The sequence below is a fragment of the Desulfovibrio sp. SGI.230 genome, from assembly GCF_050313065.1.
Lineage (GTDB): Bacteria > Desulfobacterota > Desulfovibrionia > Desulfovibrionales > Desulfovibrionaceae > Desulfovibrio.
Map to the genome: position 1 here is coordinate 1 of NZ_JBNPKS010000002.1, position 24,439 is coordinate 24,439.

The 24,439-nt window shown below is 64.7% G+C and carries 20 protein-coding genes; 7 read left to right on the forward strand and 13 right to left on the reverse strand.

Translation table 11 applies throughout. From position 1 onward, the window contains the following. Positions 1-405: 405 nt before the first annotated feature. The 5 genes from ACQRAG_RS02005 to moaA all read right to left on the reverse strand — a co-directional run bounded on the left by ACQRAG_RS02005 (position 406) and on the right by moaA (position 5,028). Positions 406-1,122: a YczE/YyaS/YitT family protein gene (locus tag ACQRAG_RS02005; protein ID WP_427804040.1), complete on the reverse strand. Its 717-nt coding sequence runs from the start codon at positions 1,120-1,122 to the stop codon at positions 406-408. 307 nt (positions 1,123-1,429) lie between these two features. Beyond that, complete coding sequence (ruvB, locus tag ACQRAG_RS02010) at positions 1,430-2,506, reverse strand: Holliday junction branch migration DNA helicase RuvB (protein ID WP_239463854.1); 1,077 nt, start codon at positions 2,504-2,506, stop codon at positions 1,430-1,432. Between the two features lie 79 nt (positions 2,507-2,585). After that, entirely contained in the window at positions 2,586-3,197 is a 612-nt protein-coding gene (ruvA, locus tag ACQRAG_RS02015; RefSeq protein WP_006008508.1) for a Holliday junction branch migration protein RuvA, read from the reverse strand. Between the two features lie 48 nt (positions 3,198-3,245). Continuing rightward, positions 3,246-3,659: an EamA family transporter gene (locus ACQRAG_RS02020; RefSeq protein WP_006008506.1), complete on the reverse strand. Its 414-nt coding sequence runs from the start codon at positions 3,657-3,659 to the stop codon at positions 3,246-3,248. 361 nt (positions 3,660-4,020) lie between these two features. Next, the gene (gene moaA, locus ACQRAG_RS02025) at positions 4,021-5,028 is read right to left on the reverse strand and encodes a GTP 3',8-cyclase MoaA (protein WP_427804039.1); all 1,008 of its coding nucleotides are present in this window, start codon (positions 5,026-5,028) and stop codon (positions 4,021-4,023) included. Positions 5,029-5,084: 56 nt separating this feature from the next. Here moaA and ACQRAG_RS02030 point away from each other — a divergent pair, with 56 nt between their 5' ends. After that, entirely contained in the window at positions 5,085-5,390 is a 306-nt protein-coding gene (locus ACQRAG_RS02030; protein WP_006008500.1) for a DUF5334 domain-containing protein, read from the forward strand. Between the two features lie 54 nt (positions 5,391-5,444). Here the strand turns inward: ACQRAG_RS02030 and ACQRAG_RS02035 are convergent, their stop codons facing one another. Continuing rightward, a complete protein-coding gene (locus tag ACQRAG_RS02035; RefSeq protein WP_204674304.1) occupies positions 5,445-6,008 on the reverse strand; it encodes a hypothetical protein in 564 nt (187 codons plus the stop codon). Between the two features lie 165 nt (positions 6,009-6,173). Between ACQRAG_RS02035 and ACQRAG_RS02040 the strand changes: the two genes are divergently transcribed. The 3 genes from ACQRAG_RS02040 to ACQRAG_RS02050 are packed head-to-tail and all read left to right on the forward strand — an operon-like array spanning position 6,174 to position 8,514. Further along, positions 6,174-6,557: a hypothetical protein gene (locus tag ACQRAG_RS02040; RefSeq protein WP_006008497.1), complete on the forward strand. Its 384-nt coding sequence runs from the start codon at positions 6,174-6,176 to the stop codon at positions 6,555-6,557. Between the two features lie 5 nt (positions 6,558-6,562). Next, positions 6,563-7,909: a tRNA (N6-isopentenyl adenosine(37)-C2)-methylthiotransferase MiaB gene (gene miaB, locus ACQRAG_RS02045; RefSeq protein ID WP_168935227.1), complete on the forward strand. Its 1,347-nt coding sequence runs from the start codon at positions 6,563-6,565 to the stop codon at positions 7,907-7,909. Beyond that, positions 7,903-8,514 (forward strand): bifunctional nuclease family protein, encoded by a 612-nt coding sequence (locus ACQRAG_RS02050; RefSeq protein WP_297137717.1) that lies wholly within the window; start codon positions 7,903-7,905, stop codon positions 8,512-8,514. The genes miaB and ACQRAG_RS02050 overlap by 7 nt, the downstream gene beginning before the upstream one ends. A 160-nt stretch (positions 8,515-8,674) precedes the next feature. Here the strand turns inward: ACQRAG_RS02050 and ACQRAG_RS02055 are convergent, their stop codons facing one another. The 5 genes from ACQRAG_RS02055 to ACQRAG_RS02075 form a co-directional block, all read right to left on the reverse strand. Beyond that, positions 8,675-12,919 (reverse strand): acyl-CoA dehydratase activase-related protein, encoded by a 4,245-nt coding sequence (locus tag ACQRAG_RS02055; protein ID WP_427804038.1) that lies wholly within the window; start codon positions 12,917-12,919, stop codon positions 8,675-8,677. Between the two features lie 36 nt (positions 12,920-12,955). Beyond that, positions 12,956-13,660, reverse strand: a complete 705-nt coding sequence (locus ACQRAG_RS02060; protein ID WP_204674300.1) for a TetR/AcrR family transcriptional regulator — start codon at positions 13,658-13,660, stop codon at positions 12,956-12,958. A 184-nt stretch (positions 13,661-13,844) separates the two neighbouring features. Continuing rightward, positions 13,845-15,323, reverse strand: a complete 1,479-nt coding sequence (locus ACQRAG_RS02065) for an MATE family efflux transporter (protein WP_427804037.1) — start codon at positions 15,321-15,323, stop codon at positions 13,845-13,847. A gap of 357 nt (positions 15,324-15,680) precedes the next feature. Then, on the reverse strand, positions 15,681-17,105 hold the full coding sequence (locus ACQRAG_RS02070) for an MATE family efflux transporter (RefSeq protein WP_204674299.1): 1,425 nt from the start codon (positions 17,103-17,105) through the stop codon (positions 15,681-15,683). Positions 17,106-17,222: 117 nt separating this feature from the next. Continuing rightward, a complete protein-coding gene (locus ACQRAG_RS02075; RefSeq protein ID WP_006008483.1) occupies positions 17,223-18,053 on the reverse strand; it encodes a 1,4-dihydroxy-6-naphthoate synthase in 831 nt (276 codons plus the stop codon). Positions 18,054-18,163: 110 nt separating this feature from the next. Here ACQRAG_RS02075 and mqnE point away from each other — a divergent pair, with 110 nt between their 5' ends. Both mqnE and mqnC read left to right on the forward strand, forming a co-directional pair. After that, positions 18,164-19,297: an aminofutalosine synthase MqnE gene (gene mqnE / locus ACQRAG_RS02080; RefSeq protein WP_204674297.1), complete on the forward strand. Its 1,134-nt coding sequence runs from the start codon at positions 18,164-18,166 to the stop codon at positions 19,295-19,297. Next, a complete protein-coding gene (mqnC, locus tag ACQRAG_RS02085; RefSeq protein ID WP_168935238.1) occupies positions 19,294-20,421 on the forward strand; it encodes a cyclic dehypoxanthinyl futalosine synthase in 1,128 nt (375 codons plus the stop codon). The genes mqnE and mqnC overlap by 4 nt, the downstream gene beginning before the upstream one ends. Before the next feature lie 607 nt (positions 20,422-21,028). Here mqnC and ACQRAG_RS02090 read toward each other — a convergent pair. Together ACQRAG_RS02090 and ACQRAG_RS02095 are read right to left on the reverse strand one after the other, a co-directional pair. Continuing rightward, positions 21,029-22,486: a catalase gene (locus ACQRAG_RS02090; RefSeq protein ID WP_168935239.1), complete on the reverse strand. Its 1,458-nt coding sequence runs from the start codon at positions 22,484-22,486 to the stop codon at positions 21,029-21,031. Positions 22,487-22,707: 221 nt separating this feature from the next. Beyond that, a complete protein-coding gene (locus tag ACQRAG_RS02095) occupies positions 22,708-23,157 on the reverse strand; it encodes a GlcG/HbpS family heme-binding protein (protein WP_239463851.1) in 450 nt (149 codons plus the stop codon). Positions 23,158-23,405: 248 nt separating this feature from the next. Between ACQRAG_RS02095 and ACQRAG_RS02100 the strand changes: the two genes are divergently transcribed. After that, on the forward strand, positions 23,406-24,260 hold the full coding sequence (locus ACQRAG_RS02100; RefSeq protein ID WP_006008470.1) for a menaquinone biosynthetic enzyme MqnA/MqnD family protein: 855 nt from the start codon (positions 23,406-23,408) through the stop codon (positions 24,258-24,260). Positions 24,261-24,439 lie beyond the last annotated feature (179 nt).

Consider the following 24,439-nt stretch of genomic DNA (forward strand, 5'->3'; position numbering starts at 1 on the left):
GAAATTTTCTTTTCCCGTCGCCCTTTCGGACGTGGCCAGCTCGTTGGCGTGAACGGCTTTATGCGCCTTTTCGACCCCACCGTCAAGCATTTTCCCGCAAAAAATTTTACGGATTTGCCCCATACTGACTGATTATTCAATCAACATACCGAAAAGACACAGAAAATTCTTGATAAATTTCTTTGTCTTTTCCTTTTTGCCCTTCTTCTTTTTCCGCCAATCGAGGCCCTCTCCTCTCTCCTCCGGCCGGGAAGTGCGCCCATTTTATTCAGAAGCACCGGATTCCTCCAGATCTTAAGGACCGTTCCGCAGCCATGGATCTTTTGCTGTCCTCTTTTCGGCAGCGATACAAAACAAAAAAGGGAGCCCGAAGGCTCCCCTGTCATGCTTTATCTATGGCAATGCCTAGGCGGCATAGCTTTCCTGCAGCACCAGGCGACGACGGCGGGCTTTCTCCAGCTTTTCCTTTTCCCAGAAGAGCGGAGCCAGACGACGCGTCCAGCGGGAGAAGAAGCGAACGCTCATGCCCACCAGCACGGCCGAGATGATGGTGCCCTCGCGCAGGCCCACGATGGTATGCAGGACGGCCAGGCTGAGCAGTACCGCGGCCAGCACCATGGAGGAGTCCACCAGGACCTTGATGTTGCCGAAATTCTTGTGCGTGCGGAAAACGATGGCCACGACCATGCCCTCACCGGGCAGCACCGTGGCGTTGTTGATGATCTCCAGGCTTACGCCCAGGCCCAGGACCATGGAGCCCACCAGGCACATGAGCATCTGCTGCCAGTAGACATCAGTCACCAGATAGGAGGTGGCCCACATCCAGCCGTCGATGAACAGGCCGAACAGGAAGACCGCAGGGATCTGCATCAGATGCCCCACCGTAAAGTAACGACCCAGCAGGGCCTTTTGTACCACGAGAAAACAGATATTGGACAGAAAAGTCACGGTCCCCAGACTCAGGGGGAAGATGGCGCTCAGGGCGTACGGCAGGCTGGTGATGGGCGAGGTGCCCAGACAGGCATTGGTCACCAGCGCTACCCCCAGGGCACAGACCAGCAGTGCCACGGTGAAGCCCGCATAACGTTTGCACAACACAGATTTGTCAACAGTCACTTTCATTCTGAAAACTCCGACCACGTCCATACACAACGCGGTACTCCGGCGATGAAACCAAGGGGGGCGCCGTCTCCGCCCACGTGCCGCTCCTTCCGGCGCCGGTCGGGAAGGCAGGGCAAGGGGACGTTATCGAAACGACGTCCGCCGCGGGCAACGTCCCGCCGCCTTTCAGAAGAGAACAGAAAAGCGACGGCGCCGTTACCGGCGCGGCACAAATTGGAGCCGGGCTCCGGGAAGAACAGAAAAAAACGTTGCTGTCGCAACTATGCAGATGCGACAAAAAGCAGCGCAGCTGTTCTTCGTGCGCCTCTCAGCGCAGTAAAAGGTTGAGGTGGCGGTAGGCTTTGGCGGTCACCATGCGACCACGGGGGGTACGCTTGAGCAGACCGCACTGGATGAGGTAGGGCTCGTAGATCTCTTCGATGGTACGCACTTCTTCGGAGCAGGCCACGGCCAGCGTCTTGAGCCCCACGGGTCCGCCGTCGTAGTGGGTGATCATGACTTCCAGCAGGCGTCTGTCCATGCGGTCCAGACCTATCTCGTCGACGTCCATGCGCCGCAGGGCCTCGGCAGCCTGTTCCGCGGTGATGACGTCGTGGCCGCCCATCATGGCAAAATCCCGCACGCGACGCAAGAGGCGGTTGGCGATGCGCGGTGTGCCGCGGGAGCGGCGGCCTATCTCTTCCGCACCGTCAGGAGTGACGGCGATGCCGAGGATGTGCGCCGTGCGCAGCACCACCCGGGCCAGTTCGGCGGGCGTGTAGAACTCCAGCTGCGAAAGGATGCCGAAGCGCCCGCGCAAGGGCGCGGAGATCAGGCCCATACGCGTGGTGGCCCCTACCAGGGTGAACGGCTCCAGGTCGATCTTGACCGTGCGGGCCGCCGGGCCCTGCCCGATGACCAGATCCAGCTTGAAGTCTTCCATGGCCGGATACAGCACTTCCTCCACAGCGATGGGCATGCGGTGGATCTCGTCCACGAAGAGGATGTCGTTGCGGGACAGGTTGGTCAGGATGGCGGCCAGATCACCGCTGCGTTCCAGCACCGGGCCCGAGGTGCAGACCAGGTTGACGCCCAGCTCGGCAGCCATGATCTGGGCCAGGGTCGTCTTGCCCAGACCGGGGTTGCCGTAAAAGAGCGTATGGTCCAGCGCGCAGCCGCGTTCACGGGCAGCGCCCAGATACACGCGCAGATTGGCACGCAGCTCTTCCTGACCGATGAAATCATCCAGGCTGCGGGGCCGCACGCTCTCTTCCAGCGCGGCGGTGCTCAGACCGGGGTCTTCCGTGCCGGCTGCGGGTGCGGGCGTGTGCTGTTCCGCAGGGGCATCCCAGTCATCATTGCCGAAAAAACGGGCTGCGGGGGAAGGGGAGGATTTCTGTGCCATGATGTCCAGTCGGTCAGGATTTGCCCCCTGCACAGGCCGGGCCTGCACGGGGAACACTCAAGAAAAAGAAAGCGCCGGTCTACAGACGACCGCGCGCCAGTGCCTTGAGCGCCGCCCGCAGAGCGCCGGTGACGTCAAGGTCGGGCTCCTGCAACAGGATGTTTTTGACCACAGGAGCGCATTCGTCTTCAGAATAGCCAAGATTGGACAAACCATCAAGCACGTCCCGGAACACGGAGCCCGGGCGGCCGTTGGGCGCCAGCACCGCCGCCTGCGGCACGTCCTCCACCTTGAGCTTGTATTTGAGCTCCAGAAAAACATGCTGGGCCGTCTTCTTGCCGATGCCGCTCACCCGGGTGAGGGCATCCACATCCTCTTCCAGCACGATGCGGCGCAGGTCGTCGGGCCGGTACAGGGAAAGGATGGCCAGCGCCGTGCGCGCGCCCACCTTGGAGATGGTCAGCAGCACCTCGAAGACCTGCCGCTCCTCAAAGGTGGCAAAGCCGAACAGCTGCTGGGCATCCTCGCGCACCACCAGGCTGGTGTACAGGGCCACGCTTTCCCCGCGTCCGGGCAGGGAAGCCATGGTATGGGCGGGCAGATCCAGCTCGTAGCCCACGCCACCGCGCGTGACCACGATGCAGGAGGTGCCCCAGGTCTCGGCCAGCAGGCCTTCAAGATAGGCGATCATGGATGCTCCTTGATGTCATCGAAAAACAGGGATGCGGAGGCAGCGGCCTCACAGCACCAGCAAAAGGGCCCCGGCCGTGATCAGGATGCCCCCGGCCACGGTCTTGGGATCACAGGGCTCGCCCAGGACAAGCACCCCCAGCAGCATGGCCAGAGGCACGCTGAGCTTGTCCAGCGGCGCGACCTTGGAGACGTCCCCCAGCTGCAGGGCCTTGAAGTAGCACAGCCACGACAGGCCCGTGGCCACGGCGGAAAGGAACAGGAAGAGCCAGGTATGCCCGCCGATCTGGCGCACCTCGCGCCAGGTGCCGGCATACAGGCTCATGCCCCAGGTGAGGAGCAGGATGAAGCCCACCCGGATGGCCGTGGCCAGCCCGGAATCCACGTCCCGGACGCCCAGTTTGGAAAAAATGGCTGTCAGGGCCGCGAATACGGCCGCCAGCAAGGCATAGACCTGCCACATGACGCTTTCCTCCCCTCTGTTGCCGGTCTCTCCCGCCGGGCCCTGGGGAACAGTCTCTGAGGGCTGTCATGCCGTGGAGACGCTGCCCGGGCCCCCTGCTCCCCTCGTGGGCAGGACGCCCCCCTGACCGGAGGATGCCGGCGGTATCCGCGAGGCAGCGCCGCTCCGGGCCGGTGCGACGCCCCATACGGCAACCATGCAGGCAGGGACCGGGCTGCCTTTCCGGGGCATGGGCAACAGACACGGCTGCCTCAAACAGGGAGGCAACCGTATCATTTTGTATCAATATATATGGCAAGGCCTGTTGTGCCTGCCACCCCACCCCGCAGGGCACCTTGCCGTGCGGCAGGAGCGCCCTGCCCTAGCCGCCGATGGAGACCATCTTGCTGCTGGCCACAGCGCCTCCCTGCCGGGCCGCCAGCAGATCCGCGCCCACGGGCTTGCTCTTGCAGGCCTGGGCGATGACCCGGGCGATATGCTCGTCCGTGACCCTTGGATGACGCAGCAGGGGCCGCAACGGATACTCCCTGTCGGCAAACAGACAGGTGCGCAGATGCCCGTCGCTGGTCAGGCGCAGACGATTGCAGGACAGGCAGAAATGGTTGGTCAGCGGCGTGATGAAGCCCATGCGCCCCTTGCCGCCTTCCAGGGCGAACATGCGGGCCGGGCCGCGCTGGCCCTCGTTGGCATCGCCCAGCGGCACCAGGCGGACGTGCTGCTCCACGGCGGCGCGGATGTCGCTGGCGGGCCAGAAATTCTCGGGGCTCCACAGGGTATCGCTGCCCATGGGCATGAATTCGATGAAGCGCACGTCCACGGGCAGGGTCATGGCCGCATGGACGAAATCGGCCAGCTGGCCGTCATTGATGCCGCGCAGGCCCACGGCATTGATCTTGACCCGGATGCCCGCGGCCAGCATGGCGTCCAGGGCCCGCAGCACTTCGGGCAGCATGTCGCGCCCGGTCACACAGGCAAAGGTCTCGCGGTCGAAGCTGTCCAGCGACAGGTTCACGGCGCTGATGCGGATACGCTGCAGCAGGGGGATGTGCTCCTCCAGCAGCGTGCCGTTGGTGGTGATGCGGATGTCCAGATCGTCGAAGCGCTGCCGCAACCGCAGGAGGAAGTCGTCACAGCCCTTGCGCGCAAAGGGTTCCCCGCCGGTCAGACGCACCTTGCCCACGCCCATGCCGCGCACGATCTGCACCAGACGGATCATCTCCTCATAGCGCAGCACCTTTTCGTGCGGGATGCACTGGTGCCGGGCATTGCTGTGACAATACAGACAGCGCAGGTTGCAGCGGTCCGTCAGTGACAGGCGCAGGTAACGTACCGTGCGGCCGTGGTCGTCGTGCAGGGCATGGATGCTCATCGTCCCTCCGGGGCCTCCTGTTGCCAAGAAGCAAAAATGGTTTTACACATGCAGCCATGAAGACACTCTTACGCAATCAGCGTGTCCGGCGTCTGCCGGCCGTCATCGCCCTGTGTGCCTCTCTGGCCCTGCCGCTGCCCGCGCTGGCCTGGGACGGCTTTGATGCGGATTCCGCCGACCTGGTGGAGATCATCCCCGATGCCCTGCCCAACAAGGGCGACACCGTGGACGTGCGCAACTACAGCAATGACGAGACGACCACCTGCCTGGTGGTCTCCGTCACCCGCAACAGCCGCACCGTGGAGATCGTGGTCCGCACGCCCGACGGCGAAGCGCACACCCTCGTGATGGAAGGCCGCTAGCCGTCGCGGACGGACGCGCCGGAACCCTGGGGCCCCGGCGCGACCGGGTCATGCCTATTCGTCGGCGCCCTGCTCGTAGCCGGGCAGCACCACACTGGCAGCCTCGCTCTTGCCCTGTCCCTTGGGGCAGTTGGACTGCAGATGGCAGATCTCGCAGCCGCCCTTGAAGGGATAATGGGTCACCAGAGCAAAACGGCGGTTCAGGGTGGGGGCATCTTCACGATATTCCAGGCCCAGGCCGGACAGGGCCTCACGCAGGGCCTCGGTGGGACGCGGTGCGGGCGCACAGCCGGCATCTTCCACCTGGGGCAGCACTTCCTGCACGGCGGCCATGCACATGTACTGGGCCAGGTTGTTGTCCTGCCAGCCGTCCGAAGGGGATTTTTCCCAGGCGGCGTCCACCTGCTGCTCCACGCTCTCGGGCAGCCAGACGGCCAGATAGGAGATCTTGGCTGTCTTGATCTCGCAGACCTTGAGTTGCGGCATCCACTCTTCCCACAGCTTGCACAGCCGTTCCAGCGTCGCGCCGCCCAGGCGCGATTCCTGGCTCAGGGTCATGAAGCCTTCCATATCGAAATAGGGACGGATCTCGTGTTCCGTAACGGTAATCTCGCTCACAGTCTCTCCTTGCGGGCATCAGGATGAGCCCTTCTTTACCGTGCTATTGTAACCAAGGAAAGGCGACCGTCAAGCCTGCACATCCTTTCACATGCGCCGGCCCGCCGGGCTTTACTATTGCGGCCGTCTTCTTTACCATCCCCCATATTTTTTCAAGGAGCCTGCATGAGCAACCAACCCGAGCTTCCCAAGAAGATCCGCTACAAGTACGTCATGGACGACAGCGTGCGCATGAGCACCGCCCACGGCGTCTGGGGCGGCATCAATCCCCAGGGAGAGATCGAACTCAATTTCTATGAGGAAAGCGACTCCCTGCCCCAGTGGTCCGAATGCCTGGTGGCCCCGGACGGTTCGCTGGGCCCCGAGATGATGGACGAGGAGAACCTGGAAGTGCGCGAGGTGGTGCGCCGCATCAACACCCGCGTGCTGCTCAACTACAACACGGCCCGCGCCGTGCTGGAATGGCTGGAAGACCGCGTCGCCGCCCTGGAGATGGACGAAAGCGGCATGGCCGTCTACCCCCGCAACATCACCGGCCCCGAACAGTAGAAGACATGATCGACAACAGCTTCCACATCATCACCTTCGGCTGCCAGATGAACGTGCACGACTCGCAGTGGCTGGCCCGCGCCCTCGAAGCGCGCGGCTTTTGCGAGGCGCCCCTGGAAGAGGCCCGCGTGGTGGTGGTCAACACCTGTTCCGTGCGCGAAAAGCCCGAACAGAAAGTCATGAGCACCCTGGGCCGCATCCGCCAGGTCACCGGCAACTCGCCGCGTGTGCTGGTGGCCGTCACCGGCTGCGTGGCCCAGCAGCTGGGCGAAAAACTCTTCAGCCGCCAGGTGCGTCTGGTGGCGGGCAGCGACGGCATCAGCGGCGCGCCCCAGGCCATCGAACGCCTGCTGGACGAGCCCGCCCTGCGCCTTTCCCTGCTGGACTTCACCAGCCATTACGTGGAGCGCGAACCCGGCGCCGATACGCCGTCCGCGCCCGTGGGCTTCGTGAACATCATGCAGGGCTGCGACAATTTCTGCGCCTACTGCATCGTGCCCTATACCCGCGGCCGCCAGAAGTCCCGTCTGACCCCGGCCATCCTCGACGAATGCCGTCACCTGCTGGACCGCGGCGCCCGCGAGATCACCCTGCTGGGGCAGAACGTCAACGCCTTCGGCCGCGATACGCACGGCGACGGCGTCAGCTTTGCCGCCCTGCTGGAAAAAGTGGCCGCCCTGCCCGGCCTGAAGCGCCTGCGCTACGTGACGCCCCATCCCAAGGACATGGGCCCCGAAGACGTGGCGGCCTTCGCGAACATCCCGCAGCTCTGCCCGCGCCTGCACCTGCCCCTCCAGGCCGGTTCCGACGCCGTGCTCAAGCGCATGGGCCGCAAGTACGACAGCGCCCGCTATCTGGAGCTGGTGGCCAGCCTGCGTGACGCCCGCCCGGACATCGCCCTGTCCACGGACCTCATCGTGGGCTTCCCCGGCGAGACCGAGGAAGATTTCGCCGCCACGCTGGAGCTGATGCGCGCCAGCGACTTCATGTCCAGCTTCTCCTTCTGCTATTCGGACCGTCCCGGCACCCGGGCCAGCCGTTTCCTGGACAAGATCGCCCCCGACGTGCAGCAGGATCGTCTGCTGCGCCTGCAGGCCCTGCAGGAAGAGCTTTCCCAGCGCTGGCTCGACGCCCGCGTGGGCCAGGAGTGCGAAGTGCTGCTGGAGAACGCCAGCCGCCGCGAGGCCACCGACGATGACAGCCTGCAAAGCTGGCAGGGCCGCGACATCTACGGCGCCCTGGTGCATGTGCCCCTGCCCGCCGGCGACCATACCGGCCGCCTGGTCAACGCCCGCATCGTGGAAGCCAAGAAGCACAGCCTGGTGGCCGAAGCCACGGGACAGCCATGGTAGAGATGCACGTGGAGGGCCTGAGCCTCGACCCGCAGACACGAAAACCCATCGTCATCCTGCGGCAGAACGACGGCAAGGGCCTGCTCCCGCTCTGGATCGGCGCCATGGAGGCCATGACCATCTCGCTGGTGCTCAACGGCGAGGAGCTGCCCCGCCCCCTGGCCCACGACCTGCTGCTCATGGTGGCCAAGGCCCTCAACGGCACGCTCACCGGCGTGGACATCGTGGACTACAGGGACGACATCTACTACGCCGTGCTCCTGCTGCGCGGCCCCTCGGGCCTCATCAGCGTGGACTGCCGCCCCTCGGACGGCATCGCCCTGGCCCTGCGCGCCTCGGTGCCCATCCGCGTCAAGACCGAAGTCTTTGAAAAGGCCGCCCGCGAACAGGAGCCCGGCAGCATCCATCCCGCCACCCGGCACCAGGCCGGTTCCGATGCCGCCACCGACATGGCCCGCACCGCCGACGCCCGCAAGGAGGCCGACACCCTGGCCGCCCTGCTGGCCAAAGGCGCCGTGCCCGAAGATCTGGGCGAGGCCGCCGGGCCGGAACGGCTGCGCGACCTTTTGCGGGCCCTGGAGCCCGTATCGCGGAACAAAATGTAGAAAATATCGTTCCGGGAGGTCTCTGTTGCAATACATTCAGGGATCTCAACGAATCAAGATGACAACCGGTCATCATCCACTGAAATGCAAAACAGCCCGAAACCTTCCGGTTTCGGGCTGTTTTTTCAGACAGATCCAGTGATGCCTGTGCTCCCTGTCATCAGGCCTGCTGCAACTTGGCGTGGGCCATGGACATGAAGAGCTTGATGCGGTTGAGCTGGTTGGCCTCGCTGCTGCCGGGGTCATAGTCCACGGCCATGAGGTTGGCCGCGGGACGCAGGCGCTTGAGTTCCTTCATGACGCCCTTGCCGGTGATATGGTTGGGCAGGCAGCCGAAGGGTTGCAGGCAGAGCACGTTGGTGGCGCCGTTGTCGATGAGCTCCAGCATCTCGGCGGTCAGCAGCCAGCCTTCACCGGCCTGGTTGCCGCGCGAGATGATGCCCTTGACGCTGTGCGACAAATGCCGGATGCGGGACACGGGCATGAAGATGCTGCCCTCCAGGGCCTTGCGCATGGAGGCGCGCAGCATCTCCACCCGCATGATGAACAGCCAGCTGCCCAGCGCGGGCAGGATGCGTCCGCCCAGCCGCTTCCAGCGGTACATGGGATCCATGAAGCAGTAGAGGAAGAAGTCCATGATGTCGGTGAGCACGGGCTCGCCGCCTTCGTCCATGATGTGCCGGGCCACATGGTTGTTGGCATCGGGGTGGTACTTGAGCAGGATCTCGCCCACGATGCCCACCTTGGGCCGGACCACGCCGTCCCGCGGGATCTTCGTGAAGTCTTCCACGATGCGGCGCATATCCTTGCGGAAGGCACGGGTATCGCCCTTGCCCACCACTTCGCGGGCGCGCTGCGTCCAGCGTTCCAGCAGGGCATCGGTATCGCCCTTGTGCAGCTCGTTGGCCCGGCAGGACATGGAGACACGCTGCAGCATGTCGCCGTACAAACAGCTCAGGATCATGCGGTGCAGCATACTGCCCGACATCTTGAAGCCCGGCTGCTTGTTGAGGGAACCGCTGCTCAGGGTCAGGATGGGCACCTGCGGGAAGCCCGCTTCCTGCAGGGCCTTGCGCAGAAGGGCCGGATAATTGCTGGCGCGGCAGGGGCCGCAGGTCTGGGCCAGCATCAGGGCCGTGCGCTGCGGGTTGCACCGGCCGTTGAACAGGGCGTCCATCATCTGGCCGATGACCACGATGGCCGGGTAGCAGGCGTCGTTATGGACGTAGTTCAGGCCCAGCTCGATGGCCCGGCGGCTGACCACGGGCAGCACCTGCAAGCGGTAGCCCGCGCTGTTGACCGCCGCCTCCATGATGGAGAAATGCAGCGGCGCCATCTGCGGGGCCACGATGGTGTGGGTCTCGCGCATGTCTTCGGTGAAGTACGGGCTTTCCGGACGCGGGGACTGCCGGAACTCCGGCGCCCTGCTCTCGCGGCGTTCCCGCACCGCGGCCAGCAGCGAACGGATGCGGATGCGGGCCGCCCCCAGCGACGCGCCTTCGTCGATCTTGATGAGCGTATGCAGGCGACCGTGATGGGTCAGCAGTTCCGCCACCTGGTCGCTGGTCACGGCATCGAGGCCGCAGCCGAAGGACGTGAGCTGCACCAGCTCCAGCAGGGGACGCTCGCAGACCAGGGCCGCGGCCCGGTACAGACGGGAGTGGTAGCTCCACTGGTCCACCACGCGCAAAGGATCGCGCAGCACGCCCAGATGGGCCACGCTGTCCTCGCTGAGCACGGCCGCGCCCAGCGACGCGATGTAATCCGGCAGGCCATGATGCACGGCAGGGTCCGCATGGTAGGGACGGCCGCACAGCACGATGCCCAGCCCCCGTTCACGTTCCACCTGGGCCAGGATGCGTTCGCCCTCGGCCCGCAGTTCGGCACGATAGGCCTCCTGCTCGGCACGGGCCGCATGGGCCGCCTCCCACAATTCCAGCTTGGGCAGGCCCAGCACTTCGTGCAGGCGGTCCACCAGGGTGTTCAGATGCTCCAGCGAGACGAAGGGCGTGTACAGATGCGCGCCCAGCTCCCGCACCTCGTCGGTGTTCAGGCGGATGACCTCGGGATAGCCGGAGACCACGGGGCAGTTGTAGCCCCGCACCGAGGTATCCTGCCCTTCACGCGGCAGACAGGGGAAGAAGATCTCCCGCACGCCCTGGCGCAGCAGGGCCGTCACATGGCCGTGGGCCAGCTTGGCGGGATAGCAGACCGTCTGGGACGGCATGGACGAAAGCCCCAGATCGTACAGCTCCTTGCCCGATGCCGGGGAAAGCTCCACCCTGTAGCCCAAGCGGGTGAAAAAGGTGAACCAGAAGGGATAGTGCTCGTAGATGTTGAGCACACGGGGGATGCCCATGCGGCCGCGGGGGGCCTGCTCCGGCTCCAGCGGCTGGTAGCGGAACAGGCGCCGGGCCTTCCAGGCGTAGATGTTGGGCATGACCGGGACATCGTCCTGCGAATCCCCCATGCCGCCGCGTTCGCAGCGGTTGCCGGACACGAAGCGGTGCCCGTTGGAGAAACGATGCACCTTGAGCAGACAATGGTTGCCGCAGCCACGGCAGCGCACGGACTTGGTCGTGATCTCCAGCGAGCGCAGCCCGGCGGAACTCAGGGGCGTGCGCTCCTCCTGTCCGGCACAGCGGCGCAGGGCCAGCAGGGCCGCGCCGTACGCGCCCATGAGCCCGGCGATGTCGGGACGGCTGACCTCGCGTTGCAGCAGGTTTTCCATGACGCGCAGCAGGGCGTCGTTCATGAAGGAACCGCCCTGCACCAGCACGCGTTCGCCCAGCTCGTCGGGCGTGCGCAGGCGCAGCACCTTGTACAGGGCATTGCGGATGACGGCATAACAGAGCCCGGCCGCGATGTCGCCAATGGAGGCGCCTTCCTTCTGGGCCTGCTTGACCTTGGAGTTCATGAACACCGTGCAGCGCGAGCCCAGATCCACGGGATGGCGGGCAAAGAGCGCGGCCTGCACGAATTCTTCCATGCTCAGGTTCAGGCTTTGGGCAAAGGTCTCCAGAAAGGCCCCGCAACCGGCGGAACAGGCTTCATTGAGGGTCACGCCCGCGATGCAGCCCTGCCGGACCTTGAGGCATTTCATGTCCTGGCCGCCGATGTCGATGACATAGGTGGCGTCCGGTACCAGACGGCAGGCCGCCTTGAGGTGGGCCACGGTCTCCACTTCGGAGATGACGGAGCCCAGGGCAGCCCGGGCGTAGTCGGCGCCGTAGCCCGTGGCCGCACTGGCCTGTATCCAGGCACCGGCGGGCAGACGGTCCACCAGATCGGCCGCATAGGGCAGCAGCCCGGCCAGCGGATCGCCCTGGTTGCGCTGGTACCAGGTGTCCAGCACGGCACCGTTGATGTCCACCAGCACGGCCTTGACCGTGGTGGAGCCCAGGTCAACGCCCAGATAGAGCGGGCCCGAGGCCTCGGCCAGCCGGCCGCGCGGCGCGGCGTCCTGACGGTGACGGTCGAGGAAATCGTGGTATTCGGCTTCGGAATCGAACAGGGGCGGCAGGCTGGCGCTGGTCTCGCCCTCAAACGTACGGGTGCGGGCGCGTTCGGCCAGTTCGGCCACGCTCACGGGCGCGGAAGCCACGGGCCGCCCCATGCCGGGGATGTCCACCAGGCTCAGGGCCGTACCGCGCGCCACCACGTACTGGGCGTCCGGCACATCCACCACGTCTTCGGGAGCCATGTGCAGGGTCTCCACAAAGCGGGCCTTGAGCTGGGGCAGGAAATGCAGGGGCCCGCCCAAAAAGGCGACCTTGCCGCGGATGGGGTGGCCGCAGGCCAGGCCGCCGATGGTCTGTTCCACCACGGCCTGGAAGATGGAGGCCGCCAGATCCTCGCGGGGCGCGCCTTCGTTGAGCAGGGGCACCACGTCGGTCTTGGCGAAGACGCCGCAGCGGGACGCGATGGGATAGATGGTGGTGTGGCGCGCGGCCAGGGCATCGAGACCGGCCGCATCGGTATCCAGCAGGCTGGCCATCTGGTCGATGAAGGCCCCGGTACCGCCGGCACAGGCCTCGTTCATGCGCAGATTGTCCGAACCGTCGGAAAAATAAAGGATCTTGGCGTCCTCGCCCCCCAGTTCCACAGCCACGTCGGTCTGCGGCGCCAGGACGGCGATGGCCCGCGACGTGGCCAGCACCTCCTGCACGAAGGGCAGCTCCAGGGCCTGCGCCAGCCGCAGGGCCGCGGAACCCGTCATGGCCGGGCGCACCACCAGACCGGGCCGCCGTTCGGCCAGGTCTTCCAGCAACGTGCGCAAGGTCGCGCGCACCGCCGCGCCATGACGTTCATAACGGGCTTCCAGCAGCGTGCCCCGCGCATCCACCAGGGCCAGCTTGACCGTGGTGGAGCCTGCATCGAGCCCGAGATACAAAGCTTCTTCCATTACCTGATTCCCCCGCTTCTGCCGGATAAATCTCGTCTATCGTCTTTCGTCGGATCCGGTCCCGCACCCGGCCCCTGCCGAGCGGGCGCGCCACTTGGCCGCGGCATCGTCCAGCCCGGCAAAGATGAAGTCCTTGACCATCTGGTCAAGGGACGCGCTTTTTTCTGCCAGGTTCGGGAACAGACTGTTGGCAAAGGCCGGATCCAGCATGATGAGCATCATGCAGGTCCCCATGGAACTGGCGATGCAGCAGTCCAGCTGGGAGGCCTCCTGCGGGATGCCGGTGATCTCGCTCAGCAGGCCGCGCAACAACCGGGCTTTGGGATGCACCTTTTCCTGCAGGAAAGGATCCACAAAGCCCGCCGGCGAAAAAAACTCCCGTGCCAGCACCCGCACATGCCAGCTGCGCGGCCCGTGCAGATGGGCCAGCAGCTCGTCCAGCGTACGCGAAAGCTTTTCGCGCGCCGTGCCCTCCGCCAGGATCTGGCGCAGGCGCTCCAGCGTGAAGAGACGGTCATGGGCCTCGGCCAGCACGGCCGCATACAGCCCTTCGCGGCTGCCGAAATGATAATTGACCGCCGCCATGTTCACATGGGCCCGTTCGCAGACCTGTTTGCTGGTCATGTTGGCATAGCCGCACTCGGCCGCCAGCTGCCCTGCCGATTCCAGGATCCGGGCCCGGGTCAGATCCCCGTCACCGCGCTTGCCGCGCTCGTGCCCCCCGTGGGAAATACTGCCCATTACCGCCTCATAGTGCTAAAGTTCCATTATCCAATCAAGAATATTTCCTGCCATGTTCAAAAAACGTTAACGAATTAAAATTCAAATTTCAATTATTTTTCTTACCGCCGGGATCACCATCGCGGCGTGGCAAACGGATAAAAAGAAGGCCCCGCGGCATGGTGCCGCAGGGCCTTTCAGAGCGTCAGCGCTGGATGCGCCGCCGTACGGCTTCGGCATCCAGACCGTGCAGATGGTGCACGCGTATCAGATAACACAGGGCCCCGAAGCCCAGGGCCACGATATAGGAGATCCAGAAGCCCGCAGGCCCCATGGCCGGGACGAGCCAGTCCGTACGGGCCAGCGTGAAGCCCAGGGGCAGGCCGATGATCCAGTAGGAGGTGAAGCAGACCAGCGAGATGATGCGGGTATCGTTGTAGGCACGCAGGATGCCGATACTGATGGTCTGCAGGGCGTCCACCAGCTGGTAACAGGAACCGAGCAGCAGCAGGCTCATGGCCAGGGCCGTCACGGCGGGATCGTCGTTATAGATGTGCACGATCTGCTCGCGGAACAGGGCCGTGCAGGCCGCGATGATCAGCGAGGAGACCGCGCCCATGCACAGGGCCGTGCGGGCCGAAAGACGGGCCCGGCCCAGACGCCCGGCCCCCACGCTCTGCCCCACCCGGATGGCCGCCGTGATGTTCAGCGACAGGGGCAGCATGAAGACCATCCCGGCAAAGTTCATGGCGATCTGGTGCCCGGCCACGATGACCTTGCCCAGCGGTGCCAGCAGCAGTGCGGAAAGTGCGAACAGCGAGACCTCGAAGAACACGGCCAGCGCACCGGGCAGGCCGATGCGCAGGATGCGCCAGATCAGGGGAAAGTCGAAACGGCAGGGCACCGGCTCGGGCGTATAGGGAGCGGCCAGGGGGCTGGCGTCATCACGGGCGCGGGCCTCGCAACCGCAGGCAGGAGCCGTGCGCGGCAGCAGCAGGGGCAGGAACAGGGGATGCAGATCCCGGTACTGGGCATCCCGGCGAACGTAGTAGATCATGCAGGCAGCCATGAACCAGTAGCACAGGGCCGTGGCCACGCCGCAGCCCACGGCCCCCAGCTGGGGCAGGCCCAGTTTGCCGTAGATGAGCACATAGTTGCAGGGCACGTTGAGCGCCAGCCCCAGGATACCGATGATCATGGCCGGACGCGTGCGGGCATAGCCTTCCAGAAAGCTGCGCACATTGACGAACAGCATGAAGCCCGGCAGGCCCCAGAGCAGGGCGCGCAAGTAACCGCCGCCCAGGCGGGAAAGCTCCTCATCCAGCCCGAAAGACTGCAAATGCCAGGAGATGACGTAAAAGGCGGTCATCAGGATGGCGCTGATGACCAGCGTGAGCCAGATGCCCTGCCGCAGCAGGTGCGGGGTGCGCGAACGCTGCCCGCCGCCCACCAGATGGGCGCTCATGGCCGGCAGGGAAAGCAGGCAGCCGATGCCCAGCAGGGAAAGAGGGTTCCAGATGGAACCGGCCACCGCCACGGCAGCCATGTCCGCCGTGCTGGCCTGACCGGTCATGGCCGTGTCTACGAAGTTCATGCCCATCTGTGACATCTGGGCCACAAATACAGGGAGGCCCAGAGCAACAAAGCGCCGGGCCTCGGACAACGAAAAGAACTGGTTCTGCATGGTCTCCCATCCGCAGCCGGAAATATCCGGTTACAAGACAAGCCCTTATGCCGGGCCGGAGGCAGGCGGGGCATCCTGCCGGCACAGCCGTGGCAGGGTACGGTCCGCGCCCCTCCTATACCTGCTCCCCCCCTGAATGACAAGCCCGCGCCATACCGGGAAATACCTTCCCGAAAAGCCGCCCGCTTTTTCTTTGCCGGCACGGCCCGCAATGCCCCTGCCATGCCGTGGCGGCACATGTTCCGCCATGGCAGGCATGTCCGTGAAGATGGGGCCTTCAGCCACGCAAAAAGGGGAGGCCTTGCCATGCCTCCCCTTCCCCGCGTGCGTATCCGGCTAAAATCCCATCGCTCCCGCTCAGCGGCGGATGCGCTGGCGCACGGCCTCCGCATCCAGCCGGTGCAAGCGCCCCATGCGCAAACGGTACAGGCTGAAGCTCACCCACAGGGCCAGGCCGTAACCTATCCAGAAGCCGGTGGCGCCCATGGCGGGCACCAGCCAGTCCGTCCGGGCCAGGGTCCAGCCCGTGCCCAGCCCCACGATCCAGTAGGAGAACAGGCAGACGCCCAGGATGTAGCGGGTATCGTTGTAGGCGCGCAGCACACCGATGCTCACCGTCTGCAACGATTCCGGGATCTGGTTGACGGCGGCGAAGACCAGCAGGCCCACGGCCAGCCCCAGCACGGCGGGGTCCGAGTTGTAGATCTGGGCGATCTGCGGCCGCAGGCACAGGGTGGTCGTCATGGTCAGCAGGGCCAGGCCCAGTCCCAGGCACAGGGCCGTGCGGGCCGAAAGGCGGGCCCGTTCCAGACGCCCGGCCCCCAGGTTCTGCCCCACCCGGATGGCCACGGTGATGTTCAGCGACAGGGGCAGCATGTAGACGATGCTGGAAAAGTTCATGGCGATCTGGTGCCCGGCCACCACCACCTTGCCCAGCGGCGCCAGCAGCAGGGCCGTGACCGCGAACAGCGATGCCTCGAAACAGGCGGCCAGCGCACCGGGCAAACCAATGCGGAAGATGCGCCAGACCAGCGGCCAGTCCACCCGCCGGGCCTCGCCGCCCTCCCCTGCCGTACGCGGTAGCAACAGGGGCAGGAACAGCGGCCCCAGCTTGCGGCAGCGTGCCTCGCGCCGGGCATACAGGGCCAGGGTCAGGCCCATGAACCAGTAGCACAGGGCGGTAGCCACGCCGCAGCCCACGGCCCCCAGCTGGGGCAGGCCCAGCTTGCCGTAGATGAGCACATAGTTGCAGGGCACGTTGAGCGCCAGCCCCAGCAGGCCCACGAGCATGGCCGGACGCGTGCGGGCATAGCCTTCCAGAAAGCCGCGTACGTTCACGAACAGCATCATGCCCGGCAGGCCGAAGAGCATGGCCCGCAGATACCCGGCCGCCAGCGGCGCCAGCTCGGCATCCAGGCCGAACAGCTCCAGATGGAGGGAAAGGAAGGCGAACACGCCCATCAGCACCAGCGACAGCAGGCTCGAAAGCCAAAGGCCCTGCCGCAGCAGATGCGGGGTGCGTTGCTGCTCGCCGCCGCCCACCAGATGGGCCATCATGGCGGGCAGGGACAAAAGGCAGCCCATGCCCAGCAGGGAAACCGGCACCCAGATGGAGCCCGAGACGGCCACGGCGGCCATGTCCGCCGTACTGGCCTGGCCGGTCATGGCCGTGTCCACGAAATTCATGCCCATCTGGGCGATCTGCGTCACCAGCACGGGCAGGCCCAGCGCCAGGAAGCGGCGGGCCTCATTGAGGGAAAAGAATCTGTTCTTGGTCATCATGTTCTGTGATGGAGGCAAAAACAGGGCCGCTCCCTGCGGAACGGCCCTGAAAAGGCCCCGGCGGCATGACCGCACGAGGCCCCCGGATACGTACGAACAGGCCTGATGCGGCCTGCTTTACAGGAAGAGCCCCGCCTCGGGCAGGCGCAGGCCCTGCATCTTCGCCGCGGTCTCCACCAGACGGGCGATGGCCTGACGGCCCGTATCGCCCAGGTCACGGCTGTACTCGGTGACGAAGGTCTTGATGTGGGCCGAGGTCACGCTCTCGGCCAGCTCCTGCGCGTGTTCGCGGATGAATTCCGCCGAGGCGCGCGGGTTGGCATTGGCATAGTCCACGCTGGCCGTGATGGCCGCTTCGATGGCGCGGGCCAGCTCCACGGGCACGTCGCGGCGCACGGCGATGGCGCCCAGCGGCAGGGGCGCATGATAGGTGGCTTCCCACCACTGCCCCAGGTCCAGCAGCTTCACCAGGCCGCGGTCGGCATAGGTGAAACGGCCTTCATGGATGATGACGCCCATGTCCGCCTCGCCGGTGAGCACCGCGTCCATGACATCGCTGAAGAGCATCTCTTCGCGCGGGCCCTGGAAGCCGCCGTGCAGGGTCAGCAGCAGGTTGGCCGTGGTCATGAGGCCCGGCACGGCCACGCGGGCCGTTTTCCATTTTTCTTCGGGCAGGTCCTCGCGGGCCACCACCAGCGGGCCGCAGCCCCAGCCCAGGGCGGCGCCCGAGGCCATGATGGCATAATCGTCCATGATGTAGGGCACCACGCCCAGCGAAAGTTTGGTCACCGGCAGCTTCTTCTGCCGGGCAAGGGCATTGAGCTCCTCCACGTCGGCCATGTGCGGCGTGAAGTGCGCCGGGGACGGCACCAGATGGTGCAGCAGGGCATGGAAGATATAGGTATCATTGGGACAGGGCGAAAGGCCCAGCGTCATGTTCTCCGCCACGGGACACCTCTCTTTGTTTGATCCGGCGTAACAGTTTGACAGGCAGCGAGACTGGAACATATACTGCGCTGTTCCGGCCTTCGGCCAATCATCATCTGAGGATAACCATTATGCTGGATGCTTCCTATTACGCAAGCCTCGGGCTTGCCGACGTTCTGGACAAGGTCCTTGCCGGCCAGCGCCTGAGCGCCGAAGACGGCATGGCGCTTTTCGCCTGCCCCGATATCACCGCCGTGGGCGCTCTGGCCCACCACGCGCGTTGCCGCATGCACGGGGACAAGACCTCGTATGTGGTCAACCGCCAAATAAATTATACCAATGTCTGCGTCAACGGCTGCGTGTTCTGCGCGTTCCGCCGCGACCGCGAAGAAGACCAGGGGGCCTTCTGCCTGAGCACCGAGGAAGTGCTGGAGCGTCTGCGCGCCGCTGACGCCACGCCCCTGCATCTGGACGAGCTGCACATCGTGGGCGGCTGCCATCCCACCCGTCCTTTCCAGTGGTTCCTGGACACCCTGCGCGCCGCGCGCGAGCTCAATCCCGACCTGCTCATCAAGGCCTTCACCCCGGTGGAGATCGCCCACTTCGCCAAGATGGAAGGCTGCTCCACCCTCGAAGTGCTGCAGCGCCTCAAGGAAGCCGGCCTGGTCATGATGCCCGGCGGCGGCGCCGAGATCTTCGACGAAGGCCTGCGCGCCCAGATCTGCCCCCACAAGGCCGGTTCCGCCGAGTGGCTGCGCATCTCCGGCGAGGCCCACAGCCTGGGCATCAAGACCAACTGCACCATGCTCTACGGTCATCTGGAGACCTGCGCCATGCGCGTGGACCATCTCTGCCGCCTGCGCGAACAGCAGGACAAGAGCGGCGGTTTCACCTGCTTCATCCCCCTGCCCTTCCTGACCGAGAACAGCAAGCTCAAGCTGCCTGAAGAAAAGCTCGGCCCCGTGCGCGGTCTCGACCAGCTGCGAACCGTGGCCGTCTCGCGCCTGATGCTGGACAACATCCCCCACATCAAGGCCTACTGGATCATGATGGGCACCAAGCTGGCCCAGACGGCCCTCTGGTACGGCGCCGACGACCTGGACGGCACCGTGGTGGAAGAGCATATCGGCCATATGGCCGGTGCCGGTTCCGCCCAGGGCCTGACCCTCAAGGAACTGGAATTCATGATCCGTGAAGCGGGCTTCACGCCCGTGCGGCGCAACGCCATCTTCAATACCGTCCAGACCGAGGAGGCCCGCGCATGAGCGACCAGCAGTTCCGTCCGGCGCACAGCGCCTTTGACGAAAGCCCCGAAGTGAAGGAGGCCGCGGCCCTTTCCCTGGCCGGGAAGCGCCTGGACCGCGCCGCCGCCGAAGCCCTGTATTACGGTGCCTCCCTGCATACGCTGGCCCAGCTGGCCCACGCCATGCGCCTGCGCCTGCATCCCGAGCCCATCGTCACCTATGTGGGCGACCGCAACATCAACTATTCCAACGTCTGCGTCTGCGCCTGCCGCTTCTGCGCCTTCTTCCGCGCGCCCGAATCCGGCGAAGGCTACGTCATCACCCGCGAGGAGATGGCCCGGAAGATCGACGAGACCCTGCGCCTGGGCGGCACCCAGATCCTGCTGCAGGGCGGGCACCATCCCGACCTGCCCCTGGAATGGTACGAAGACCTGCTGCGCTGGATGCGTGCCACCTGGCCCAGCCTGCACATCCATGCCTTCTCCCCGCCGGAGATCTTCTTCTGGTCGCAGAAGTTCGGTCTGAGCGTGGACGAGGTCATCTCCCGCCTCAAGGCCGCCGGTCTGGACTCCATCCCCGGCGGCGGCGCCGAGATCCTCCAGAACGATGTCCGCGCCCAGGTCTCGCCCAACAAGTGCAGCGCCGACCAGTGGCTCTACGTCATGGAACGCGCCCACAACCTTGGCATGCGCACCACCGCCACCATGATGTTCGGCCATGAGGAAGAGCCCCGCCACCGTCTGGACCACCTCTTCGCCGTGCGCGAGGTACAGGACAGGACCCACGGCTTCACCGCCTTCATCCCCTGGACCTTCCAGCCCGCCCATACCCGCATCAACGTGACGGCCCCCCTGCCCGCGCCCGCCTATCTGCGCCTGCTGGCCGTGTCGCGCCTGGTGCTGGACAATATCCCCAACATCCAGTCCTCCTGGGTGACCATGGGGCCCGAAGTGGCCCAGCTGGCCCTCTTCTACGGTGCCAACGACTTCGGCTCGCTCATGATCGAGGAGAACGTGGTGGCCGCCGCCGGCGTGTCCTACCACCTGACCCGTCATGAGATCCACAAGATCATCCGTGCCGCCGGCTTCACCCCCGTGCAGCGCACCATGAACTACACCCCTGTGGATCCTCAGCTCGAAGACTAGCTGACCATAAAAAGATGATGCGAGGGGGAGGCTCCCCTTTTGTGAACAAAAGGTGCGGCCTCCCCCTCGCGCTCCCCCTCCACGCCAAAAAACTTTGCCCGGATCTGTCCTTTTCCCGCAGGCTCGGACATCGTGTATTGGTGTGAAAAACGGGAAAAAAGCCCAGCAGGTTCTGCCGGTCCACCAGTGCGGCGGGCGTAGGATATGCCCTCAGGTACCGGGAGATCCCCGCAGACAAAAAGATACGGAAAAGCGGACATGGCCGTGATGGTCATGTCCGCTTTTTTTGCCGGCAGCATTCCGTCAGCGGAAGCTCTGCCGCGACACGGCGTGTCTTCCGCGCCTGCAACGACGAAGCACTGCCGGGGCACTGGGAAGGACTCCTTTTCCGGACCGGCTGAAAGGACATGCTGCCGCTTTCAGCCGGAACCCAGCCTTGCGTGGGCCTTTTGGGGAAAAGGAGACCAGGGAGAGCCATCGGCCCGCAGGGTGCCACCGGATACCGGCCCTCAGGACGTATGCCGCGACGGGGAGGAGGATCCGTCGCTGCGCAGGAGACTCCGGTACCGGCAGCAGGGACAATGGCCCCCTGTCTCACATTGTTTCTTTAGATCTCGCTTTCCGGGATACCGCAGGCCCGGGCCACGCCCGCACCGTAGGCGGGGTCGGCCTTGGCGCAATGACGGATATGGCGCAGCTTGATCTCGCGGGGCGCGTCGCCCAGGGCGCGGGCCGTATTGCCGAACAGCTCTTCCTGCTGTTCCGGCGTCATCACGCGGAACAGCTTGCCGGGCTGCTCGAAGTAGTCGGCATCATCGCAGGGATAGTCCCAGCGGTCCGCATCGCCGCTGATCTTCAGGGGCGGCTCGCTGAAGTCGGGCTGTTCCTGCCAGGCACCCGTGCTGTTGGGCTCATAGCTGGTATAACTGCCGTAGTTGCCGTCCACCCGCATGGCGCCGTCCCGGTGGAAGCTGTGGTAGGGACAGCGGGGACGGTTCACCGGGATCATGTTGTGGTTGACCCCCAGGCGGTAACGCTGGGCATCTCCATAGGAGAACAGACGGCCCTGCAGCATCTTGTCGGGCGAGACGCCGATGCCGGGCACCAGATTGGCGGGATTGAAAGCCGCCTGCTCCACCTCGGCAAAGTAGTTCTCGGGATTGCGGTTCAGTTCCAGCACGCCCACTTCGATGAGGGGATAATCCTTGTGGTACCAGACCTTGGTCAGGTCAAAGGGATGATAGGGCAGCTTTTCGGCGTCCTCCTCGGGCATGATCTGGAAATACAGGGTCCAGCGGGGGAAGTCGCCCTTTTCGATATGCTCGTACAGATCGCGCTGGTGGCTGTCCCGGTCACGGCCGATGAGTTCCTGCGCCTCGGCATCGGTGAGGTTCTTGATGCCCTGCTGGGTCTTGAAATGGAACTTGACCCAGAAGCGCTTGTTCTCCGCATTGATGAGGCTGTAGGTGTGGCTGCCGAAACCGTGCATGTGGCGGTACGACGCCGGGATGCCGCGATCGCTCATGACCACGGTGATCTGGTGCAGGGCTTCGGGCAGCAGGGTCCAGAAGTCCCAGTTGTCCGTGGCGCTGTGCATGTTGGTGCGCGGGTTGCGCTTGACCACATGGTTCAGGTCGGGGAACTTGAGCGGGTCACGCAGGAAAAAGACCGGCGTGTTGTTGCCCACCATGTCCCAGTTGCCCTGGTCCGTGTAGAATTTGACGGCAAAGCCGCGGATGTCGCGTTCCGCGTCCGCTGCGCCGCGCTCGCCGGCCACAGTGGAGAAACGGACGAAGACCTCGGTCTGCTTGCCGACCTCGGCAAAGAGCGAGGCCTTGGTATACTGAGTGACGTCATGCGTCACCGTGAACGTCCCGTAAGCACCGGAGCCCTTGGCGTGCATGCGCCGCTCCGGGATGACCTCACGGTCGAAATGGGCCAGTTTTTCCTGGAACCAGACATCCTGCATCAGCATGGGGCCGCGCGGGCCGGCAGTCAGGGCATGATTGTTATTGGCTACCGGCGCACCGGCACTGGTGGTCAGGCGGTCATTTTTATCAGTCATGTGCTTTCTCCTTGGTTTGCGCACCTGGTTGGTGCAGTGACAGCCTCCCCCTAGGAGGTATCGCAAGGAAAGAAATGCCATGACCGGCAACTTTTGTAAATAGGAATTATTACTATTTAGTTATTTTCTTACTTTTTCCGCCGGATCTCCCTCGGGCAGCGGGCAGCCGCCCGCAGCATGTCACGCCGCACGCCACGCGGGCCAGTGCCCCGCACGCAGGACTAGTGCTGCAACACCAGCAGGCCGATGCGGGCCAGACGTCCGTCTTCACTGCCGTGGGCACCGCCGACCCCGATACCGCCCACCACCACATTTTCCAGGATGACGGGGATACCGCCTTCCATAAGGGAGAAATTGGGGTCGAGATAACGGATGTCCGAGGGGATGGAGCCGTCCCGTATGCCACGGGCTATGGCGACCGTCTCGCGCTTCTGGGAGGCCGCCGTGTAGGCTTTTTTGTAACTGGCGTTGAGCGTATGCACACCGGCGTGATGGTCGCGCAGCACCGCCAGTATCTGGCCGGAGCGGTCCACCACGGTCACGGTGACGGCATGCCCGCTCTCGCGGGCCTCATGCATGACCACCTCGACCATGGCCTGGGCCTGTTCACCCGTCAGGACAGGCTCACGCACGATGGCGCCCGCGGTCTCGTTTTCCAGTGCTGCAGCCATGACCGGAATCCCCCCAAGCAGCGTACCTGCCAGCAATACGAGAAAAAAACGTTTGAACATGACTCACCTGCTTTTTTCCATCATATACAGGAAGGCCAAGGGACGTCAAAACGCCTGCCCCCGCCCTTTCCTTTTTGGCGGCGGCCTGTTATGCAGCATTCCGGGATGCGTCCGCACGGGTGCCTCCCTTCCCACTGCCCCCGGACAGCCCACCAAGAAACGGCCGCTCTGCGGCCAGGAGGAATGCCATGTCCAGTGAACCCGGTCTGCCCGCTGATGCCCTGCGCATGGGCCGTATCGGCTACCTCAACGTCCTGCCCATCTATCATCCCCTGGAAGCGGGCATCATCCCCCACGATTTCGAGATCATCTCCGGGCCGCCCGCCGTCCTCAACAACATGATGGCCCGGGGCGAGCTGCACATCTCCTCCAATTCCTGTTTCGAATACGCCATGCGCCCCGAGCGCTACCATTTGGTGGAGGATCTTTCCATCGGCTCCCACGGCAATGTCATGAGCGTGCTGCTCATGTCCCGCCGCCCTGTGGAACAGCTGGGCGGCCAGACCATCCTCATCAGCGGCGAGACCCACACCTCCGTGGCCCTGCTGCGCCTGCTCATGAAGGACCACTACCACTGCGACGTGAACTACGTCACCGGCGCCGTCACGCCCACCCTGGGCACGGACAGGGCCCCCGAAGCCTTCCTGGCCATCGGGGACGAAGCCCTGCGCCTGCGCAACCATCCTGACTATCCCTACCGTCTCGACCTGGCCGATGCCTGGGTGGAATGGACCGGCCTGCCCTTCATCTTCGGGGTCTGGGTGGTCAGCCACGACGCCGTGCAGAAAAAGCTTTTCCACAGCGACCCCGGCGCGCTCATGCGTCAGGGCCGTGACTGGGGCCTCTCCCATATGGATGTCATCCTCGACCTCACCGGCCACGGTTGCCCCCTGTCCCGCGAGGAACTGACCGTCTATTACAACGAAGGCCTGACCTTCAGCCTGGGAGAACGCGAACTGCAGGGCCTCAGCCTCTTCTACCGCAAGCTGGCCGACGCCCGCATGATCCCCGGCGTGCCTCCCCTGCGCTTCTTCCACATGTAAGCAAGTTTTTTGGGGGAAGGAGGGACCTTGCCCTGCTGTCGATGCCCGTAGCTCCCTTCGTCGCAACGGGCACGGCCTGCGGCCGCCTTCGGTCGCCGGCTTGCGCGCAAAGGTCCCTCCTTCCCCCAAGCCCCCATCCTCCTCCCAACGCGCTTTATGCAGGAGGATGGACTCCCCGG

What these genes read in the sequence shown, in the direction of transcription:
- ACQRAG_RS02005 (WP_427804040.1), bottom strand. Translation starts at nt 1,122, where the DNA reads ATGAAAGTGACTGTTGACAAATCTGTGTTGTGCAAACGTTATGCGGGC.
- ruvB (WP_239463854.1), bottom strand. Translation starts at nt 2,506, where the DNA reads ATGGCACAGAAATCCTCCCCTTCCCCCGCAGCCCGTTTTTTCGGCAAT.
- ruvA (WP_006008508.1), bottom strand. Translation starts at nt 3,197, where the DNA reads ATGATCGCCTATCTTGAAGGCCTGCTGGCCGAGACCTGGGGCACCTCC.
- ACQRAG_RS02020 (WP_006008506.1), bottom strand. Translation starts at nt 3,659, where the DNA reads ATGTGGCAGGTCTATGCCTTGCTGGCGGCCGTATTCGCGGCCCTGACA.
- moaA (WP_427804039.1), bottom strand. Translation starts at nt 5,028, where the DNA reads ATGAGCATCCATGCCCTGCACGACGACCACGGCCGCACGGTACGTTAC.
- ACQRAG_RS02030 (WP_006008500.1), top strand. Translation starts at nt 5,085, where the DNA reads ATGAAGACACTCTTACGCAATCAGCGTGTCCGGCGTCTGCCGGCCGTC.
- ACQRAG_RS02040 (WP_006008497.1), top strand. Translation starts at nt 6,174, where the DNA reads ATGAGCAACCAACCCGAGCTTCCCAAGAAGATCCGCTACAAGTACGTC.
- miaB (WP_168935227.1), top strand. Translation starts at nt 6,563, where the DNA reads ATGATCGACAACAGCTTCCACATCATCACCTTCGGCTGCCAGATGAAC.
- ACQRAG_RS02050 (WP_297137717.1), top strand. Translation starts at nt 7,903, where the DNA reads ATGGTAGAGATGCACGTGGAGGGCCTGAGCCTCGACCCGCAGACACGA.
- ACQRAG_RS02055 (WP_427804038.1), bottom strand. Translation starts at nt 12,919, where the DNA reads ATGGAAGAAGCTTTGTATCTCGGGCTCGATGCAGGCTCCACCACGGTC.
- ACQRAG_RS02060 (WP_204674300.1), bottom strand. Translation starts at nt 13,660, where the DNA reads ATGGGCAGTATTTCCCACGGGGGGCACGAGCGCGGCAAGCGCGGTGAC.
- ACQRAG_RS02065 (WP_427804037.1), bottom strand. Translation starts at nt 15,323, where the DNA reads ATGCAGAACCAGTTCTTTTCGTTGTCCGAGGCCCGGCGCTTTGTTGCT.
- ACQRAG_RS02070 (WP_204674299.1), bottom strand. Translation starts at nt 17,105, where the DNA reads ATGATGACCAAGAACAGATTCTTTTCCCTCAATGAGGCCCGCCGCTTC.
- mqnE (WP_204674297.1), top strand. Translation starts at nt 18,164, where the DNA reads ATGCTGGATGCTTCCTATTACGCAAGCCTCGGGCTTGCCGACGTTCTG.
- mqnC (WP_168935238.1), top strand. Translation starts at nt 19,294, where the DNA reads ATGAGCGACCAGCAGTTCCGTCCGGCGCACAGCGCCTTTGACGAAAGC.
- ACQRAG_RS02090 (WP_168935239.1), bottom strand. Translation starts at nt 22,486, where the DNA reads ATGACTGATAAAAATGACCGCCTGACCACCAGTGCCGGTGCGCCGGTA.
- ACQRAG_RS02095 (WP_239463851.1), bottom strand. Translation starts at nt 23,157, where the DNA reads ATGGCTGCAGCACTGGAAAACGAGACCGCGGGCGCCATCGTGCGTGAG.
- ACQRAG_RS02100 (WP_006008470.1), top strand. Translation starts at nt 23,406, where the DNA reads ATGTCCAGTGAACCCGGTCTGCCCGCTGATGCCCTGCGCATGGGCCGT.